The 17,026-nt window shown below is 66.9% G+C and carries 15 protein-coding genes; 7 read left to right on the plus strand and 8 right to left on the minus strand.

Annotation, left to right across the window (positions count from 1 at the left end; all coding sequences use genetic code 11):
• Positions 1–12: 12 nt before the first annotated feature.
• The 8 genes from AC1DEZ_RS08740 to AC1DEZ_RS08775 all read right to left on the minus strand — a co-directional run bounded on the left by AC1DEZ_RS08740 (position 13) and on the right by AC1DEZ_RS08775 (position 7,217).
• Positions 13–696 (minus strand): 4-carboxy-4-hydroxy-2-oxoadipate aldolase/oxaloacetate decarboxylase, encoded by a 684-nt coding sequence (locus AC1DEZ_RS08740; RefSeq protein ID WP_476779449.1) that lies wholly within the window; start codon positions 694–696, stop codon positions 13–15.
• On the minus strand, positions 693–1,418 hold the full coding sequence (locus AC1DEZ_RS08745; protein WP_476779450.1) for a PIG-L deacetylase family protein: 726 nt from the start codon (positions 1,416–1,418) through the stop codon (positions 693–695). The genes AC1DEZ_RS08740 and AC1DEZ_RS08745 overlap by 4 nt, the downstream gene beginning before the upstream one ends.
• Before the next feature lie 22 nt (positions 1,419–1,440).
• Positions 1,441–2,559: a 4-oxalomesaconate tautomerase gene (locus tag AC1DEZ_RS08750; RefSeq protein WP_476779451.1), complete on the minus strand. Its 1,119-nt coding sequence runs from the start codon at positions 2,557–2,559 to the stop codon at positions 1,441–1,443.
• Positions 2,560–2,563: 4 nt separating this feature from the next.
• Positions 2,564–3,550, minus strand: coding sequence for a Bug family tripartite tricarboxylate transporter substrate binding protein (locus tag AC1DEZ_RS08755; RefSeq protein WP_476779452.1), 987 nt, complete (start codon positions 3,548–3,550; stop codon positions 2,564–2,566).
• Positions 3,550–4,374: an NAD(P)-dependent oxidoreductase gene (locus tag AC1DEZ_RS08760; RefSeq protein ID WP_476779453.1), complete on the minus strand. Its 825-nt coding sequence runs from the start codon at positions 4,372–4,374 to the stop codon at positions 3,550–3,552. Before AC1DEZ_RS08760 ends, AC1DEZ_RS08755 begins: the two co-directional genes overlap by 1 nt.
• 91 nt (positions 4,375–4,465) lie before the next feature.
• Positions 4,466–5,380, minus strand: a complete 915-nt coding sequence (locus tag AC1DEZ_RS08765; RefSeq protein WP_476779454.1) for a LysR family transcriptional regulator — start codon at positions 5,378–5,380, stop codon at positions 4,466–4,468.
• A gap of 92 nt (positions 5,381–5,472) precedes the next feature.
• Complete coding sequence (locus AC1DEZ_RS08770) at positions 5,473–6,666, minus strand: glycosyltransferase (RefSeq protein ID WP_476779455.1); 1,194 nt, start codon at positions 6,664–6,666, stop codon at positions 5,473–5,475.
• Positions 6,615–7,217 (minus strand): MarR family winged helix-turn-helix transcriptional regulator, encoded by a 603-nt coding sequence (locus tag AC1DEZ_RS08775; protein ID WP_476779456.1) that lies wholly within the window; start codon positions 7,215–7,217, stop codon positions 6,615–6,617. Before AC1DEZ_RS08775 ends, AC1DEZ_RS08770 begins: the two co-directional genes overlap by 52 nt.
• Positions 7,218–7,553: 336 nt before the next feature.
• Between AC1DEZ_RS08775 and AC1DEZ_RS08780 the strand changes: the two genes are divergently transcribed.
• The 7 genes from AC1DEZ_RS08780 to AC1DEZ_RS08810 all read left to right on the plus strand — a co-directional run bounded on the left by AC1DEZ_RS08780 (position 7,554) and on the right by AC1DEZ_RS08810 (position 17,025).
• Complete coding sequence (locus AC1DEZ_RS08780; protein WP_441511778.1) at positions 7,554–9,308, plus strand: type I secretion system permease/ATPase; 1,755 nt, start codon at positions 7,554–7,556, stop codon at positions 9,306–9,308.
• Positions 9,305–10,660 carry an HlyD family type I secretion periplasmic adaptor subunit gene (locus tag AC1DEZ_RS08785; protein ID WP_476779457.1) on the plus strand — a complete coding sequence of 452 codons (1,356 nt, stop codon included), beginning with the start codon at positions 9,305–9,307 and terminating at the stop codon, positions 10,658–10,660. The genes AC1DEZ_RS08780 and AC1DEZ_RS08785 overlap by 4 nt, the downstream gene beginning before the upstream one ends.
• Positions 10,661–10,947: 287 nt before the next feature.
• Positions 10,948–11,796, plus strand: coding sequence for a calcium-binding protein (locus AC1DEZ_RS08790; protein ID WP_476779458.1), 849 nt, complete (start codon positions 10,948–10,950; stop codon positions 11,794–11,796).
• Between the two features lie 114 nt (positions 11,797–11,910).
• Positions 11,911–14,202: a glycosyltransferase gene (locus AC1DEZ_RS08795; protein WP_476779459.1), complete on the plus strand. Its 2,292-nt coding sequence runs from the start codon at positions 11,911–11,913 to the stop codon at positions 14,200–14,202.
• Entirely contained in the window at positions 14,199–15,032 is an 834-nt protein-coding gene (locus AC1DEZ_RS08800) for a class I SAM-dependent methyltransferase (RefSeq protein WP_476779460.1), read from the plus strand. Before AC1DEZ_RS08795 ends, AC1DEZ_RS08800 begins: the two co-directional genes overlap by 4 nt.
• Positions 15,029–16,276, plus strand: coding sequence for a glycosyltransferase family 4 protein (locus tag AC1DEZ_RS08805; protein ID WP_476779461.1), 1,248 nt, complete (start codon positions 15,029–15,031; stop codon positions 16,274–16,276). The genes AC1DEZ_RS08800 and AC1DEZ_RS08805 overlap by 4 nt, the downstream gene beginning before the upstream one ends.
• Complete coding sequence (locus AC1DEZ_RS08810; RefSeq protein WP_441511772.1) at positions 16,273–17,025, plus strand: hypothetical protein; 753 nt, start codon at positions 16,273–16,275, stop codon at positions 17,023–17,025. The genes AC1DEZ_RS08805 and AC1DEZ_RS08810 overlap by 4 nt, the downstream gene beginning before the upstream one ends.
• Position 17,026: the final 1 nt, after the last annotated feature.

A 17,026-nucleotide genomic window follows, 5' to 3' on the forward strand; every position in this document is an offset into this window, starting at 1 on the left:
CCGTTCGTCGTCTCAATCGTCGTCGCGATAGACCAGGCCTGCTTTGGCGAGGCCTTCGCGCATAGCGTACATGTCCAGCCCGAGTTCGCCAGAGGCCAGCCTCCGACGCTTCTCCTCCTCGGCGGCCTCGCGCTTGCGGCCGGCCGCCGCCACCGCCTCCGCCTCCAGCCGCGGCACCACAACGACACCGTCGTCGTCGGCGACGATCACATCCCCGGGCTGGACGAGCGCCCCGGCACAGACGACGGGCACATTGACCGAGCCCAGCGTCGCCTTGACCGTGCCCTTGGCCGAGATCGCACGCGACCAGACCGGAAAGCCCATCTCGGTCAGCACCCGCACGTCTCGCACGCCGGCATCGATGACGAGGCCGATCCCGCCGCGCGCCTTGAGCGAGGTCGCCAGCAAATCGCCGAACATGCCGTCGGTGTTGTCTGTCGTGCAGGCGACGACGAGCACGTCGCCCGGCTGCACCTGCTCGATCGCGACATGGATCATCCAGTTGTCGCCGGGCTGGGCGAGGACGGTGACCGCCCCGCCGGCGATCTGCGCGCCAGCATAGATCGGCCGCATATAGGGCTTCATCAGACCCGTCCGCCCCATCGCCTCATGCGTGGTCGAGACGCCCAGCTCCTTGAGGTCGGCCGTCGCCGCAGCCGGCGCACGCTTTTTGGAGCGAATAACGACAGGGGTCATGCCAGCGCCTCCAGCGCTTCCGGGAAGAGCCGCTGATAGGCCTCGCCATAGGTCATCGCCTTGCCGGAGTTGCGGCCACCCTGCATGCCGCGATTGAGCGCGACGCGAGTGTAGTACTCCCAGAGATGCTTCTGCGCGGCGAGGATCTCGAAAGCCCGGCGCTTCTGCTCCCAGACCTCGTCGATGTTGAGGATGACGTTCGGCTTGAAATTGCATTGCTCGGGCTGGTGCGGCTCGAACAGGAAGACCGGCGGCGCTGCATAGGCGCGCTCCGGGTCGGGCTTGTGCCCGGCGGCCTGCGCGATGATGCGCGCCTCCTGGGCAAAGCGCGTCGCCTCGGGGTGGTCGACATTGTAGGGGTCTTCGAGCGCATGCGTCAGCACGAAGCTGGGCCCAAGCTCGTGGAAGATGTCGATGGCGCGGTCGAGCATTTCGGGCGTGGTGCGCAGCGGATAATCCCCGGCATCCATGAACTCGATCTCGGCGCCGAGCAGCTCGGCCGCGGCCTCTGCCTCCTCGCGGCGCTGCGCCTTGACCTCCTCCATCCCGACGCCGGCCTTCTTCCAGGCGAATTGGCTCTCGCCGCGCTCGCCATAGGACAGGCAGAGGATCTTCACGCGCATGCCGCGCTTCGCATGCAGCGCGATGGCGCCACCCGCCCGCCAGACGAAATCGCCGGGATGCGCGGTGATCACCAGACCTGTCTTCTGCAGGTTCGCCATCGGAATTCAGCCCTCTCTCACTTCATTCGGCAGCGTGACGGGCACCGCCCGCATGCGCCGCCAGGACGCGCGCCGGTACGAAGGCGCGGCCTTCCATCAGGATGCGCGCGGTCCGCAGCAGCCCGGCCCTCTCGATCACCGGCCGCTCGGCCGTCCCCTCCACCGTCAGCGTCACGGTGAACTCTCCTGTTGGATGCTCGACCGAAACCGTACGCTGGCGACCCAAGGGCATTGCCGCGACGGAGGCCGCGGGCGAACCGGGCAGCACGGCGGCGGTCGCCACCGTCACCGCGGCGAAGACGCCGATCGAGCCATGGCATTCATGCGGAATGAAGCTGCGGGTGCAGATTGCCCCGCCGGCTTGCGGCGGCGCGACCAACGCAATCTTGGGCACGACCTTCTTCGCCACGTCGCCGAGATTCATCAGCGGCCCCGCAGCGAGGCGGATGCGCTCGATCCGCGCCTTCAACTCGGCATCTTCATTCAGTTGCTCGCGCGGTTCGTAACCTGTGCGGCCGACATCGGCGGCGCGCATCACGATCACCGGCATACCGTTGTCGATCAGCGTGCAAGGCACGCCCTCGATCACATCGACGACGTTGCCGGTTGGCAGCAGGGCCCCGCAGACGGAACCTTCCGCGTCGAGGAAGCCGATATCGATCGGCGCGGAGGTGCCGGGAACACCGTCGATGCGTGCGTCGCCGTCGGCGCTCGCCTCGCCATCGGGCGTATCCATGGTCAGGTCGGCAATTGTGCCGGTATTGATGGTCCGGACACGGACGGTCGTCCGCGCGCCGCTCGCCTTGATGAGCCCGCGCGCCAGTGCGAACGGCCCGATGCCGGCGAGAATGTTGCCGCAGTTCGGCGTCGTATCGACCTGCGCCGTCTCGATGCTGACCTGCGCGAACAGGAAATCGATGTCGCAGCCCGGCTCGCTCGATGCTGAGACGATCGCGACCTTGCTGGTCAGCGGATGCGCGCCGCCGAGCCCGTCCACCTGCCGCTTGTCGGGCGAACCCATGACGGCAAGCAGGAAGGCGTCGCGCGCCGCGATATCCTCCGGCAAGTCGTCGTGCAGGAAATAGGCCCCCTTCGAGGTGCCGCCGCGGATCAGCATGCAGGGAACGGCGATCTGCCCCATCGCCTCACTCTCCCGCCTTGATGCCGGCGCGCGTGACGACGTCGCGCCAGAGCGCCAGTTCCGACGCGATCAGCTCGCCGAACCGGTCCGGCGATTCCGGCCGCGCGATGGCACCGTCCCGGGCGAGCGCCGCCGCGAAATCCGGCTGAGTCAGCAGGGCGTTGATCTCGCGGTTGAGCCTGTCGACGATCGGGCGCGGCGTCCGGGCAGGCGCCACCACCCCGTGCCATTGCACCGCCTCGAAATCGGGCAGCCCGGCTTCCGCAAGCGTGGGCAGGTCCGGCGCGAAGCCGACGCGCTCGCGGCTGGCGACGCCGAGCACCCGGAGCTGCCCGCCTTCCGACAGCGGCAGGACGGCCGGGCCGCCGGTCAGCGTGAACTGGACATTGCCGGCGACGAGATCGTTCACCGAAGGCGAGGTGCCGCGATAGGGCACATGCACGGCGTCGATGCCGGCACGATAGGTGAGATAGGCCGTCGCGATGTGCGCGGCGCTGCCCTGGCCGCCGGAGCTGTAGTTCAGCTTGCCGGAGTTCGCCTTGGCGTAGGCGATGAATTCGCCGAGCGTCTTGGCCGGCAGCTTCGGGTTGATTGCGAGGATGTTCGGCACCATCGCCACGAGCGCGACCGGCTGGAAATCCTTGACCGGATCGTAGGGCACATTGGGGTAGAGCGAGGGCGCGAAGGCCAGCGTGCCGATATGGCCCATCATCAGCGTGTGGCCGTCGGGCTCGGACTTCGCGACCTGCCCCGCCGCCGTCATGCCGCCGGCGCCCGGCCGGTTCTCGATCACGAAGCCTTTGCCCGGGATCGTCTGTTCAAGCTTGGCGGCGATCAGCCGGGCCAGCACGTCGGTGCTGCCGCCCGGCGTGAACGGCACGACGAGGCGGATGACCTGGCTCGGCCAGCCCTGCTGGGCCCGCACCGGACGGAGCCCTGCGAGACCGGCCGTTCCGAGACCGGCCAGAACGGAGCGACGATCGAGCGTCATCAGGCGCCTCCCTTCCGGCGCGCACCGCGCTCCTGGGCGTCGGCGATGGCACTGGCGAGGCCCGGTGCGAGCCCGGCCGCGGCAAGCATCTCGGCCGCCTCGCGCATCTCCGCTGCCCGGCGGATGCCATGGGTCGCGACGCGCTCGCGCATGTCGGCGGCGAGCGCATGGAAATCGATCGAGGGAAAGGTCGCGTGCAGACTGGCGAAGACCGGGTCCTTGACGTCCCAGGCCTCGCAGGCGGCGGCGCAATCGACCATCAAGGCCTCCAACCCCTTGATGACGATGCTGCGGCACAGCTTCATCGCCGACGCCCGGCCGAACATCTCGGAGACCGGCGTCAGGTTCATGCCGAGCCCGTTGAGCGTCCCGGCCGCTGCCTGCGCCTTCGGGCCGCCGGCGAGGATGGCGACCTTGAGCCCCGGCTTCAGCACCGGTGCCATCACCGCAGCCTCGACATAATCAGCGCCGCTGGCCTCGACCGCCTTTGCCGCCCGCTGCTTTGTCGAGGGTGCGGCCGAGTTCACGTCGACGAAGATCTGGCCGGGTTTCAGCCAACGCGCCGCCTCGGCGGCGACAGCCTCGGCGCGATCGGCCGTCACGGCGGAGAAGACGAAGCTCGCCTGAGCGCAGGCCGCGCCGGGCGAGGAGCCGCAGGTCACCCCGATCTGCCGCGCCGCATCCTCCAGCCGCTGGCCGGCCTCGCTGCCGAACAGCAGGTCATAGGCCCGGATTCCGGTCGCGCCATTGGCGACGAGGCCCCGCGAAAAGACCTGCCCGACCTCGCCGAACCCGATGAACGCGATCGCGGCTGTTCCAGCCATCGTCGCCACTCCTTGTGCGTTTCTTCCCGCAGCAAGGGTGGAGCAGGCTCATTGCTTCATCAAATGATAAGAATGCAGCGATTGATTAATTTCATTCATCTCGGCGCGCCGAGACCGAGCGCTTCAAGGCTTGGCTCAGCAACGAAAGGAGATCGCGCGCCACCGGGCGCAGCGGCACGGTCTTGCGGGTGACGATGCCGAGCGTGCGCGTCACCGCCGGGGAGCGCAGCGGCACCGCGACCAGATCGCCCGCATCGACGACATCGAGCGCGAGCTGCGGCACCACCGCATAGCCGATGCAGGAACGCACGAGGCTGACCGCGGTGACGACGCGCTGGACCTCGTAGCGCCAGGTCAGAGTCTCCCGCCGGGCGCCCAGCGCATCGTCGAGGAGGATGCGGTTGCCGGTCTCGGCGCTGATGCGCACCAGCGGTTCGCCCTGCAGCTGCGCCCAGGTCAGCGACTGCGCCTGGGCGAGCGGCATGCTGCGATGGCTGACCAGCACGAAGGGCTCCTTCACCACCGGCTTGAGCTCCAGATCCCAGCGATTCGCGGCCACGATGGTGACGCCGAACTCCGCCTCGCCGGACTGCACCTTGTCTGCGATCTCCGAAGCCGAATTATCGTGAACCCTGACCCCGATGCCGGGATGGCGCTTGGCGAAGGCAGCGATCACCGAGGGCATGCAATGGACCGCGACGGTGGGCAGGCAGCCGAGCGAGACCTGCTCATCGCCCTCCCGGACATCGACTCGGACCTCGTCGAGCGCCGAGCCGAGATCCTCGAAGATGCGCCGCGCGCGGGGCAGCAGCGCCGTGCCGGCCGCTGTCAGCGAGACCTGACGCGTGGTGCGCAGGAACAGCGGTGTGCCCAGCGATTCCTCGAGCTTCCGGATGCGGTGGCTGAGCGCCGTCTGCGACAGGTTGAGATGCGAGGCGGCGGCGCGGAAGCTGCCGCGCTCCGCGATGCTGATGAACGCCTGAAGCCCTAGAACATCCGCGCGCATGGGATTGCTTGGTCCTCGCGATGGCCGCCGCCGACGGAGGGCGATCCGTCACCGGTATCAGCAACCGCGCTGCTGACAAATATCCCGTAGCCCTATTCGCCGAACTGGCGGATCCAGCCGATCTGCCGGTCGATGCAGCGCTCCCGCTCATAGCCGGCAATCACCGTCTCGCGGGCGGCCCGTCTCAGAGAGCGGGCAAGCGCCGGCTGCGCCAGTGCCTCGGCGATGCGCTCGGCCAGGAGCTCTTCGTCATGGAACGGCGTGAGCAGGCCGTTGCCTCCGTCGCGGATGACCTCCCTCACCGGCTCCGTATCCGAGCCGATGACGAGGCAGCCACAGGCCATCGCCTCGAGAAGCGACCAGGACAGAACGAAGGGAACGGTGAGATAGACATGCGCGGCCGAGACCTGGAACAGCCGAATCAGATTCTCGTAAGGCAGCCAGGGAATGTGGACGATGCGCTCGCCAAGCCCGGTCTCGCCGCACATCGCCTCACGCCAGCTGTTGTCATCGGAACGCGGGCGTCCATAGCCGGCTCCATCACCGCCGACCACGACGAAGACGAGGTCCGGATGGCGGGCGGCGAGAATAGCCGCAGCGCGCATGAACTGGGGGTAGCCGCGATAGGGATCGAGATCGCGGGCGACGAAGGTGACCACCGGCGAGCCCGGTCTCAGCACGCGGCCATCGGGCAGCACGAAGGACGCATCCGCATCGGGCCGGCAGACGGTCGTGTCGATGCCGTCATGACAGACGGCGATTCGCTTGCGGTAGGCCATCGGATATTGCTGGCGCTGCCACTGCGTCGGCGCATAGGCGGCGTCGAGCGTGTCGAGAGCCAGAAGCTGCGCGGCGTTGCGCATGCGGACGCGATAGCGGTCGGCCGCTGGAACCGGATCGCTCATGCCGAAATCCAGGTCGGACCCCGCGCTGCGATAATAATACTCGCAGTAGCCGATCAACGCGGCATCGGGCAGCGCGTCGCGGGCGAACAGCAGCCCGCCCCACCCGATATGTCCGAGGACGATATCGGGTGGGTCGGTGCTCTTCAGCCGCTCCATGAGCTGGGCCACCGCCTCGCCCGTCCGCAGGTGATATTCGGTGGCGGCGAGCGCGGGGTGCCGCGTCGACGTCTCCTCCACCGAATACACCAGCTGACTGACGCCGGGTTGCTCCTGCTCAGGGCGCTCCGTGATCAGCGACACCTCGACGCCCTCGGCGACGAGGCTCGCGATCAGAGCAGCGAACTGACCAGATCCTGCGCGATGAACGAATAGGACATGCATGATGCGAGTAGCACCCCGCCGTAGCGGAGCGCGTCATTCCACCATTGTTCGAGATGGCGCAGGGTTTCGTGGGTGGTGCGCAGGTCGGTGTCGCGGTTGCTTTCGAGCCGCTGGCCGAACTGGCTGGCCTCGTCGAGAAGCCGCAGACGCTCGCACAGCATCTGCCCCTTCAACGAGAGCGAGATCCGTGCCTGCCGGCGATCGCGCGGCGAGGCCCCGCGGTCGAGATAGCCACTCTCCACCAGTTGCTTGAGATTGTAGGACGCGTTGGACCCTCCGTAATGTCCACGGTCCAGGAGATCGCGAACCGCGATCTCGCCCTGCCCGATCGTCATCAGCACCATCACCTGCGATGGCGAGATGTCGTCGATGCCCAGCTTGCTCAGCTCCTGGCGCAGGTAGTCCAGAAAGCGCCGGCTGACTCGTTCGATAACGCGAGCCAGATCGAACGGAGAAATTCCGCGATCGGGTTCGTCTTCGAGATCATCGGACCCATCCGCCCGATGATCGCCATTCAAGGATCTGCCCAGGAATTGCCCGCCGCTATGCAATTTATAGTGCATCCCTTACTCCGCCTGATCGAAAATTGAACAATCCACCCCGTTTGTCCCCTTTCTCTACTAACAGCCTATAGGCAAAGCACATGCCATATTCAGTGGCTAATAATTAAGATTGCATCAATCCGGATATGGCTGGAAACTAGTTCGAAATTCAAAGTTTTGCATGATTTTGCCTCATTTGCTTTCCGTCGAATCGATGGACTACATTTCTAATCTGTCATAATCTTGACACTCCCTCCGTATCACGTTTGCCTTGCTGATGGCGGGCACGTGTCTGGCGGTCTTGCCGCCACACCCCGCACCCCAATCACGATCCCGGAGTCATGCATGAAGGCTGCGATGCTGGCACCTGACGCCCTGATCCGAACTCTCCAACGATCCTTCGTCGGCGGCCTCGGCTATGCGGCGTTCCTCAGCCTTTGCGTGAATCTGCTGCTGCTGACCGTTCCGCTGTTCATGATGCAGGTGCAGGACCGCGTCATCGTCAGCCATAGCTACGACACGCTCACGATGCTCCTCGTCATCGCGATCGGAGCCCTGACGCTGTACGGCACGGTCGAGTTCATCCGCTCCCTGACATTCCAGACCATGGCCAGCATTTTTGCGCGCCGGCTCAATCTGCCGGCGCTGCAGGCGGCCGTGAGCTCCTCTCTGGAGCAGGGCTCGGGACAGGCGACCCAGGCGATTCGAGACCTGAACGACATCCGCTTCTTCATCGCCAGCTCGGCCATCGCCACCCCGCTGGAGGCGGCCTGGTCGCCGATCTTCCTCGCCGTCCTCTTCGCATTGCATCCGATCTACGGGCTGGTCGCCCTGGCCTCGCTGATCATCCTGCTGCTGCTCGGCGTGCTGTCAGACATGCTCACACGCCGGACCCTCAAGGAGGCGAACGAGGCGGGCGTCGCCAGCATCAACGAGGTCGGCGCAAGCCTGCGCCATGCCGAAACGATCGAGGCCATGGGCATGCTGCCCGCGCTTTCCAGGCGCTGGCGCGGCCAGCAGCTCGCAATGATCGAGCAGCTCGACATGGGCACCCGGCGCGCCAAGTTCATCGCTGCCGTGACGCGCTCCGCCCGCATGACCATGCAGCTTGCCGTCTATGCAACCGGCGCAACCCTCATCATCCGCAACGAGGTCACCGCCGGAACGCTGATGGCCGCGAGCATCCTGAGCGGCCGGCTGCTGGCGCCGTTTGATTCGATGATCACCGATTGGCGGCAATGGGTCTTGGCCGCCGCCGCCTGGAAACGCGTGCGCGACCTTGTACTGGCGCGCAGCTCGCAGCGGCAGACGGTGCCGACCCCGCCCTGCCAGGGCGACCTCGTGGTCGACCGCGTCGTCTTCGCGCCGCCGGGCTCGGAGCAGACCGTGATCAAGAGCGTCTCCTTCACGCTCGAACCGGGCGAGGTGCTCGGCGTGGTCGGCCCTTCCGGGGCCGGCAAGTCGACGCTGGCGCGGCTTCTGGTCGGCGTGCTCAAGCCCAATGTCGGCGGCGTCTATCTCGATGGACACAGCACATTCCTGTGGGAACGCGGCTCCTTCGGCGCGATGGTCGGCTATCTCCCGCAATCGGTTTCGCTGCTGAACGGCACGATCGCCGAAAACATCGCCCGCATGCGCGAGCCCGATCCCCACGCCATCCTGGAAGCCGCGCGCATCGCCGGGGTTCACGAGCTGATCGGCCGCCTGCCGCTCGGCTACGACACCAATGTCGCCGATACCGGCTTCACGCTCTCGGGCGGCCAGCGCCAGCGCATCGGCCTGGCGCGGGCGCTCTACGGCTCGCCGCGGCTGATCGTGCTCGACGAGCCCAACGCCAATCTCGACGCAGAAGGCGAGCAGAGCCTGATCCGCGCGATCGCCGCGGCGCGCGAAGGCGGCGCCATCGTCGTGCTCATCGCCCATCGCCCCTCGGTGATGCAGGTCGTCGACAAGCTCCTCGTGCTGCGCGAGGGCCGCGTGCAGCAATTCGGCCCGCGCGCCGCCATCGCCGGCATGATCACGCCAAGCGGCCGCATCGAAATGGAGCCAGCCGCCAACGCACCCGCCCCACCGACCCCGATCCGTGAGGTGAAGGCATGACAGGACGTTCCTTGATCAAGCGCCCTGAACAGTCCCTGGCCGTGCAGATCGATGCGGATCCGCAGGACGAGCGTGTCCCGAGTCTGCGCAGCCTGGTCCTCGCCGGCGTGGCCGCGATCGGCGTCGGCTTCGGCGGTTTCGGCGCCTGGGCCGTCACCGCCCGGCTCGACAATGCCGCCGTCGCGAGTGGCGTCGTCGCGGTCGACAGCAAGCGCAAGACCGTCAGCCATCTCGAGGGCGGCATCCTGAAGACCCTGCTGAAGGCGGAAGGTGAGCGGGTCGCCAAGGATGAACCCCTGCTGCGGCTCGAAGACGCCCGGGCCCGCGCCGAACTGCAGCAATTGCAGGCCAAGCGCATCGGACTGGAAGCAAAGCTCGCCCGCCTGCGCGCTGAACAGACGAACGCAACCGGCATCGCTTTCCCTGCCGATATCGCGCGCATGGAAACGCCGATCGCACGCGAGGTGCTGCGGGCCGAGCAGACCTTCTTCAAGTCACGCAGCCAGGTTCAGGATGGCAAGATCCAAATCCAGCAGCGCGTCATCGAACAGCATCAGGCCGAGGCCGATGCGCTGAAGGCCCAGATCGATGCCACCATTCAGCAGCGCTCGCTCATCGACGAAGAGGTCCGGATCATGGCCGACCTCTATGAAAAGCGCTACGCCAAGCGCAGTCAGCTCGTCGAACTGCAGACCAAGCAGAGCGAACTCGTCGGCCGGGCGGGCGAGTTCGCCGCGCGCAAGGCCAAGGCGGAGCAGGCGGTGGCCGGGGCCAATCTGGAAATCCTCTCGATCAGCCTCGAACGGCAGAACGACATCGCAAGGGAGATCCAGGAATCCCAGCTCATGCTCTCCGAGGTCACCGAACGCATCGTGCAGGCCGAGGATGTGCTGCGCCGCCTGATCGTGACCTCCCCGCAGGAAGGCATCGTCGCCAACATCCGCATGCGTACCGCCGGCAGCGTGATCGCCGCCGGCGAGGCGATCCTCGACATCGTGCCGGAGCGTGAACCGCTGATCGTGGAAGCGAAGGTCGATCCGCGCGACATCGATGCGGTCCGCGTCGGCGCCAATACCCGCGTGCGCCTGACCGCCTTCAATTCCCGTCTGCTGCCGCCGATACAAGCGAAGGTGACCTATGTCGCGCCGGATCAGCTCGTCGATGACAAGACCGGCGCGGCCTACTTCGTCGTGCGCGCCGAAATCGATCAGGAAAGCCTGCGCGACTATAAGGTTACGCTGCACGCCGGCATGAATGCGGAGGTCATGATCGTCAATGGTGCACGCCGGGCGATCGACTATCTGGTCTCGCCGTTCACCGACAGCTTCAACCGCGCCTTTCGCGAGGACTGACCGGCGTGGCCTGCCGCCGGCATGCAGCAGATCGGCGCGTATTTCGAATTTGGAAGTATATTTACGGTATCTTCGAAAGAATTATCTCCGTAAATTAAAGACTAAACTGTGACGCATCGCAAAATCGTCACAACAAAATCCTTGCTGCAACGCACTCATTGAGTAATTCTTAGGTCGTCGAGCGACAGCATAACCTATGCGGAGCTGTCGGAACCGTTCCTGGACTTTTAGTTCCGCGGCGTCCCCGCCGAACGACCGGGATCATCAGATCGCTATGGAGGTGCCGTATGGCGACGATCGAAGGAAGTGCATTCGACGATTTTTTGATTGGGAGTCGGTTCAACGACGTCATCCTCGCCGGAGCCGGCCATGACATCGTTCATGGCGGCGACGGCGTGGACTCGCTCTTCGGCGAGGAAGGCAACGACCTGCTTTATGGCGATGGCGGCAATGATGCCCTGTTCGGCGGCGAGGGTAACGACATCCTCTTCGGCGGGCTCGGCGACGACATTCTCTCCGGCGATGCGGGCAACGACGCCCTGTTCGGCGGCGAGGGTAACGATACGCTGCTTGGCGGCGCCGGCGACGACATCCTGCGCGGCAATGCCGGCGACGATGTGCTGATCGGCGGCGAGGGCAACGACCTGCTGCAAGGCGGGCCGGGCAACGACATCCTGCAGGGTGGCGACGGCAACGACGTCCTGCAGGGCGGCGATGGCGCCGACATCCTCTATGGTGGCGACGGCAACGACGTCCTGCAAGGCGGCGCTGGTGACGACATGCTCTTCGGCGGCGCCGGCAACGACGTCCTGCAGGGCGGCGCTGGTGACGACATGCTGTTCGGCGGCGCCGGCAACGACGTTCTGCACGGCGGCGCCGGCAGCGACGTGTTCGTCTTCGCCGGCGGTGGCGGCAACGATGTCGTCCTCGATTTCGAGGCCGGGTCGGACATGCTGCAGATCGCGCACGACATCAATGGCACCGGCGTGGCTTCGGCCGAGGACGTGGCGGCGCGCGCGACCACGGTCGGCGGCAACACCGTCATCGATCTCGGCAATGGCGACACCCTGACCCTCGTCGGCGTGCACGCCGAGGACGTGCAGGCCGATCCGCACTCCTACTTCTCGGTCGCCTGATCCTGACGCATCGACCCGCCCAGCCATGTGCGGGCGGGTCGACACAGCCCAACACCGTCCTGGAGCGCCCTTCACGGGGCACTCCAGGCTCCCCAGTGCCGCAGGAACGCCTTCATGCTTTCACTTGCGCCCGCCCCTGTTGCGGTGACACCCCCGGCCCAGCTCGAACTCCATCGCCTCGGCGGATCGGTATTCCTGCTCTGCTGGACACTCGAGGCTTCCCCCTTCGGCAAGCCGTCGATCGCCCTGACGGGAGGAGGCAGACGCCTCGCGGCCGCATCGATTTCGCTCGGCCTGCGTGACGGGCGCGAACGGCTTGCCATCGCCTTCCGCGCCTCCGGCCATGACAGCATCGTCGCGACGCTTTGCGATCAGGGTCCGCAGGGCGATGTGACTGCCTCTTTCGACCCTGCACTCGTCCACGGCCTCGCCGATCCCGCAGAGATTCTGAAGGATCTCACGCCGCAAGCCCGGGTGACGCTGGCCAATGCGCTGGTGCGTGCCTGGCCGCCGCTGTTCGGCCTGTCCGCGATTCCCAACTACCTGTCCTTTCTGCGCCAGCTTCTGCTGACCTTGTTCGCCAAGCCGGCCGCGATGCAGCCCACGGCGGCGCTGGTCGCGGGCCAATGGCTGTTCGAGACCTTCGTGCCCGCAGATTTCGGCGCGTTGCGCACGGCGTCTCGCCTCGACGGTGCCGGCCTCACCCGCCTGGATGTGAAGTCGCGCATCGGCGCCGCCGATCGCAGCGGTAAGCGCGAGCTGCACCTTGTGCTGGAAGAGCCGCCCGTTCGTGGCGGCGGATTGCTGATCCTGCAGAGCGAGCGCTCCCTGATCGTCCGCGCGCTGCCGGGCCGTCAGGCGGCGCCCTCGCTCGGCCGCTGGTGGGCGGGCAAGGCCGCGAGCCGCGACGGCCTGCGCAACTGGGTCGTCGAACAGCTGGCAGCCCTGTCCGAGCAGGGGCGGCTGCTGGCCGTCGAAATGCAGCGGCGCGTTCCGCTCGCGGTGCAGCATGTCCGCCGTAACGACGACCTGCCCGCGGCCGAGCTCGACCTCGCGGTCTGCAACCGTGCCGGCCTGCTGATCGGCGGCTGGCTGCGCGATCCCGACGATCTCCTGCAGGAGGTGCTGCTGCATCGCGGCGCCGGCGAGCCGATCGCCATGCTCTCCCGCCTCCAGCGCTTCCCCGTGAGACTACCGACGGGTGCGGAAGGCGAAACGCGCACGGCAACGGGCTTCGCCGCCTTCGCCTCCGACTACGCCGCGGGAGCGCCGGTGCTGCAGCCCCGCTGCGAGATCAAGCTGAAGTCCGGGACGACGCTGACGCTGCGCCCGGCGGTCCAGCCGGCCGACGCGGCCACGATCCGCGCCCGGGCCCTCGCGGCGATCCCGCCGCAATATCTGACGGCCACGATGCTGGAAGAGACGCTCGCGCCGATCCTCGCTGCCTGCCAGGACGAATTGAGCGAAAGCCGTCCGGAACCGACGATCAAGGAATTCGGACAGCCCTGGGGTCGGCCGAAGGCTTCCGTGGTGATCCCGCTTTATCGCGTCTACGATTTCCTGCGCGTGCAGGTCGCAGCCTTCGCCGGCGATCCCTGGTTCGTCGAGAATGCCGAGCTGATCTATGTGCTCGACTCGCCCGAGCACGAGGCCGAGGTCGCGCATCTGCTCGGCGGGCTCTACCTCGCCTATGGCCTGCCGATGCGGCTTGTCGCGATGCGGCGCAATGGCGGCTTCTCCGCCGCCTGCAACGCCGGCGCACGCCACGCGCGCGGCGAGGCTCTCGCGCTCGTCAATTCCGACGTGATCCCCAGCAGAAGCGGCTGGCTGGCGGCACTGATCGCCAAACTCGACCGCCGCCGCCGCGTCGGAGCAGTCGGGCCGAAGCTGCTCTACGATGACGGCTCGCTGCAGCACGCCGGGCTTTACTTCAAGCGCGACAGCAAAGGCACCTGGCTCAACCATCATTACTTCAAGGGTATGCCGAGCAGCTATGCGCCGGCCAATATCGAGCGCCCGGTTCCGGGCGTCACCGGCGCCTGCATCGTCATCGCGCGCGAACTCTTCGACGAGCTCGGCGGCTTCGACGAAAGCTATGTCATCGGCGATTACGAGGACAGCGACCTCTGCCTCAAGATTCGCCGCGCCGGCTTCGGCATCCTCTACGCGCCGGATACGGCGCTCTATCACCTCGAGCGCCAGTCGATCTCCAAAAGCGTCGACTACACGCGCGGCGCCGCCTCCCAGCACAATGCCTGGCTCCAGACCCGGCGCTGGGACGCGCAGATCGACGCGCTGATGCAAGCCTTCGAGACCTCTGCGGCGGAACCTGCACTGCGCGAGCCAGCGCCGAGCGAACCCAACCTTGTTCCCCGCTTCAGCTTCAGGAGAGCGACCGCGGCATGACGGCTATCACGGCCCTGAGACCGATCGCGCCCGAACCGGCGCCCGAGAACAACCCCATCGGACCACAGCTCGATTGGCTGATGGCTTCGCTGCAAACCAACCGGTTCATGCCCCACCCGCCGCCCGACTCGATCTTCGTCGGCGATGGCGACTATCGCGCGATCGGCGCCGAGTTCCTCGGGCACTTCATCCGGATCGGCGGCCTGAAGCCGCATGAGCGCGTCTTCGACATCGGCTGCGGCATCGGCCGCATGGCCATCCCGCTGACGCAGTATCTGGACGACGAACGCGGCAGCTATGACGGCGTCGACCCGGTGATGGAGGGCATCCTCTGGTGCGCCCAGACGATCACCCCGGCCTATCCGCGCTTCCGCTTCCAGCGGCTCGACATCGCCCACCCGCTTTACAATCCGCAGGGTTCGCTGCCCGGCGCCGAGGTCCGCTTCGGCTTCGCCAATGGCAGCTTCGATTTTGTGACGATGATCTCCGTCGCCACGCATCTGCCGCCGGACGAGCTCGTCGTCTATCTGCAGGAGGCCTCGCGGCTTCTGGCGCCGGGCGGCCGTCTCTTCCTGACGGCCTTTGCGATCGACGGCGCCGCCACGGGCCAGGAGCGCCTGTCGTTCAAGCGCTGGCAGGACGGTCCGGGCTGGTACGCCATCGACGAAGCGCCGCTCGCCGCCGCTGGCATCGATCAGGGCTTCCTCTTGGAGCAGGCCGCACAGGCTGGTCTTGCAGTCGAGCCACTGCGCCCGGGCCATTGGCGCGGCATCAGCGCAGCGCATTATCAGGACGTGCTGATCGCGACGAAGCCGGGTAACCGCCGATGACCCGTCGCATCCTCGTCGTCGCGCACAATCATCCCGCTCTGCATCCGGGCGGCACCGAGATCTTCGCGCATGATCTTGCTGGCGCCTATCGCGAGCAGGGTTGCGAGGTGCTGTTCCTCGGCGCGACCAACGCGATCCATCGCCAGCCGCATCCCGGCACGGCGCTGCAATCCGTCGGCGACGACGTGGTCCTCTGGAGCGCTCATTACGACCGCTTCCACATGAGCCAGATCGACCATTACGGCACGCTGCAGGATCTCGGGACCCTGCTCGGCGAGTTCCGGCCGGATGTGATCCATGTCCACCATCTCGTGCTGATCGGTGCGGAGTTCCTGACGCTGGCACGCCGGCTCCTGCCGGAAGCCGCGATCGTGATGACGCTGCATGACTACTACCCGATCTGCCACCATGATGGCCTGATGGTCCGGCCCAGCGACCGGCAACGCTGCTCGGGCGCCTCCCCCACCGCCTGCCATGGCTGCTTCCCGGAGATCGGCTCCGACCGCTTCCTGCTGCGCGAGCGCTTCATCAAGACGCATCTCGCCGCCGTCGACCGCTTCGTCGCGCCGAGCCGCTTCCTGCGCCAGCGCTATGTCGACTGGGGGCTGCCGGCCGAGAAGATCGAGGTCATCGCCAACGCCCGCCCAAGCCAGGAGCCGGCCCCGCACAGGCAAGGCGACGGGCGCCGCGCGAGCTTCGGCTATTTCGGCAATCTCAATCCCTGGAAAGGTGTTCTCCCATTGCTCCAGGCGGCGCAGCTGCTGCGCACGGCCGGAGAACGGGAGTTCTCGCTGCGCATCCATGGCGGCGCCCCGTTCCAGAGCGAGGCTTTCACCACCGCCCTCGATGCTGCCCTCGCCGGCACCGCGGGTGTCGTCACCCATTGCGGCGCCTACGCCCGCGAGGAGGTGCCGGCACTTATGGCCGAGGTCGACTGGGTCGTGATGCCCTCTATCTGGTGGGAGAATGCGCCCCTCGTCATCCAGGAGGCGTTCCAGCATCGCCGGCCGCTGATCGTCAGCAATATCGGCGGCATGGCCGAGATGGTCCGCGACGATGTCGATGGGCTCCATGTCCGGCCGGGCGACCCGGCCGCGCTCGCCCGCTCGATGCGCCGGGCGATGGACGAGTATGGGCTCTGGCAGCGCCTCGTCGACGGCATTGCCGAGCAGCCATCGCTCGCCGAATGCGCCGGCCGTCACCTCACCCTCTTCGATAGCCTCAAGCTTGCGGAGGCCGCATGACGACAGCTCCCCGACAGGACAACGAAGTCCGCCTGCCGAACGTCAATCCGGCGAAGCTGAACGGGCGGATCGACGCCCTCGACGGCAGCCGCCTGCATGGCTGGATCTGGGACGAGGCCCGTCCCGACGAGGCCATCACGGTAAAGCTCTATTGCGACGGCCAACTCGCCAGCGAGATCAAGGCCGATCAGAGCCGCATCGACCTGCGCCGCAACGGCATCGGCGACGGCAAGCATGCCTTCTCGATGGAGCTCGACGAGGCGCTGGTCGCGGCCCGCAACCGTCTCACCGTCGTTGGTGTTTCGCCGGCAACTGGCGCCGAGCTGGAGCTGCGCCTGCCGGCCGCGGACGAGCTCGCGGCGGAAGCCGCAATCGCCGTGCCGCTCGCCCGCTTCTTCGACAAGGTCGAATTGCTGATCGCGCTCAACCGGCGCGGCCAGCTTGCCCAGAAGGAGCTGAACGAAAAGCTCGACCGCATCGCCGCGCGCCTGGAAGAGAACCACGCGCTCGCCGAAGCCACCAAGGCCGAGACCGAAAGCCAGAGCGAGATCGTCCGCCGCCTTGGCGAGCTCGACGTCTTCCAGCTGCGCTTCGATGGCACCCTGCGCGGCTTCGACGAGCGGCTTGATGCGATCCGCAAGGAGGCGCGCGCCCCGCTGCGGCAGGTCACGGTCATCCTCGGCTTCCTCTCGTTGCTCGCTGCCGTGATGTCCTTCGTCACCCTCGCCGTGACGCTCTGGGGAGGCTGAG

Source organism: Allobosea sp. 10L422 (assembly GCF_056395345.1).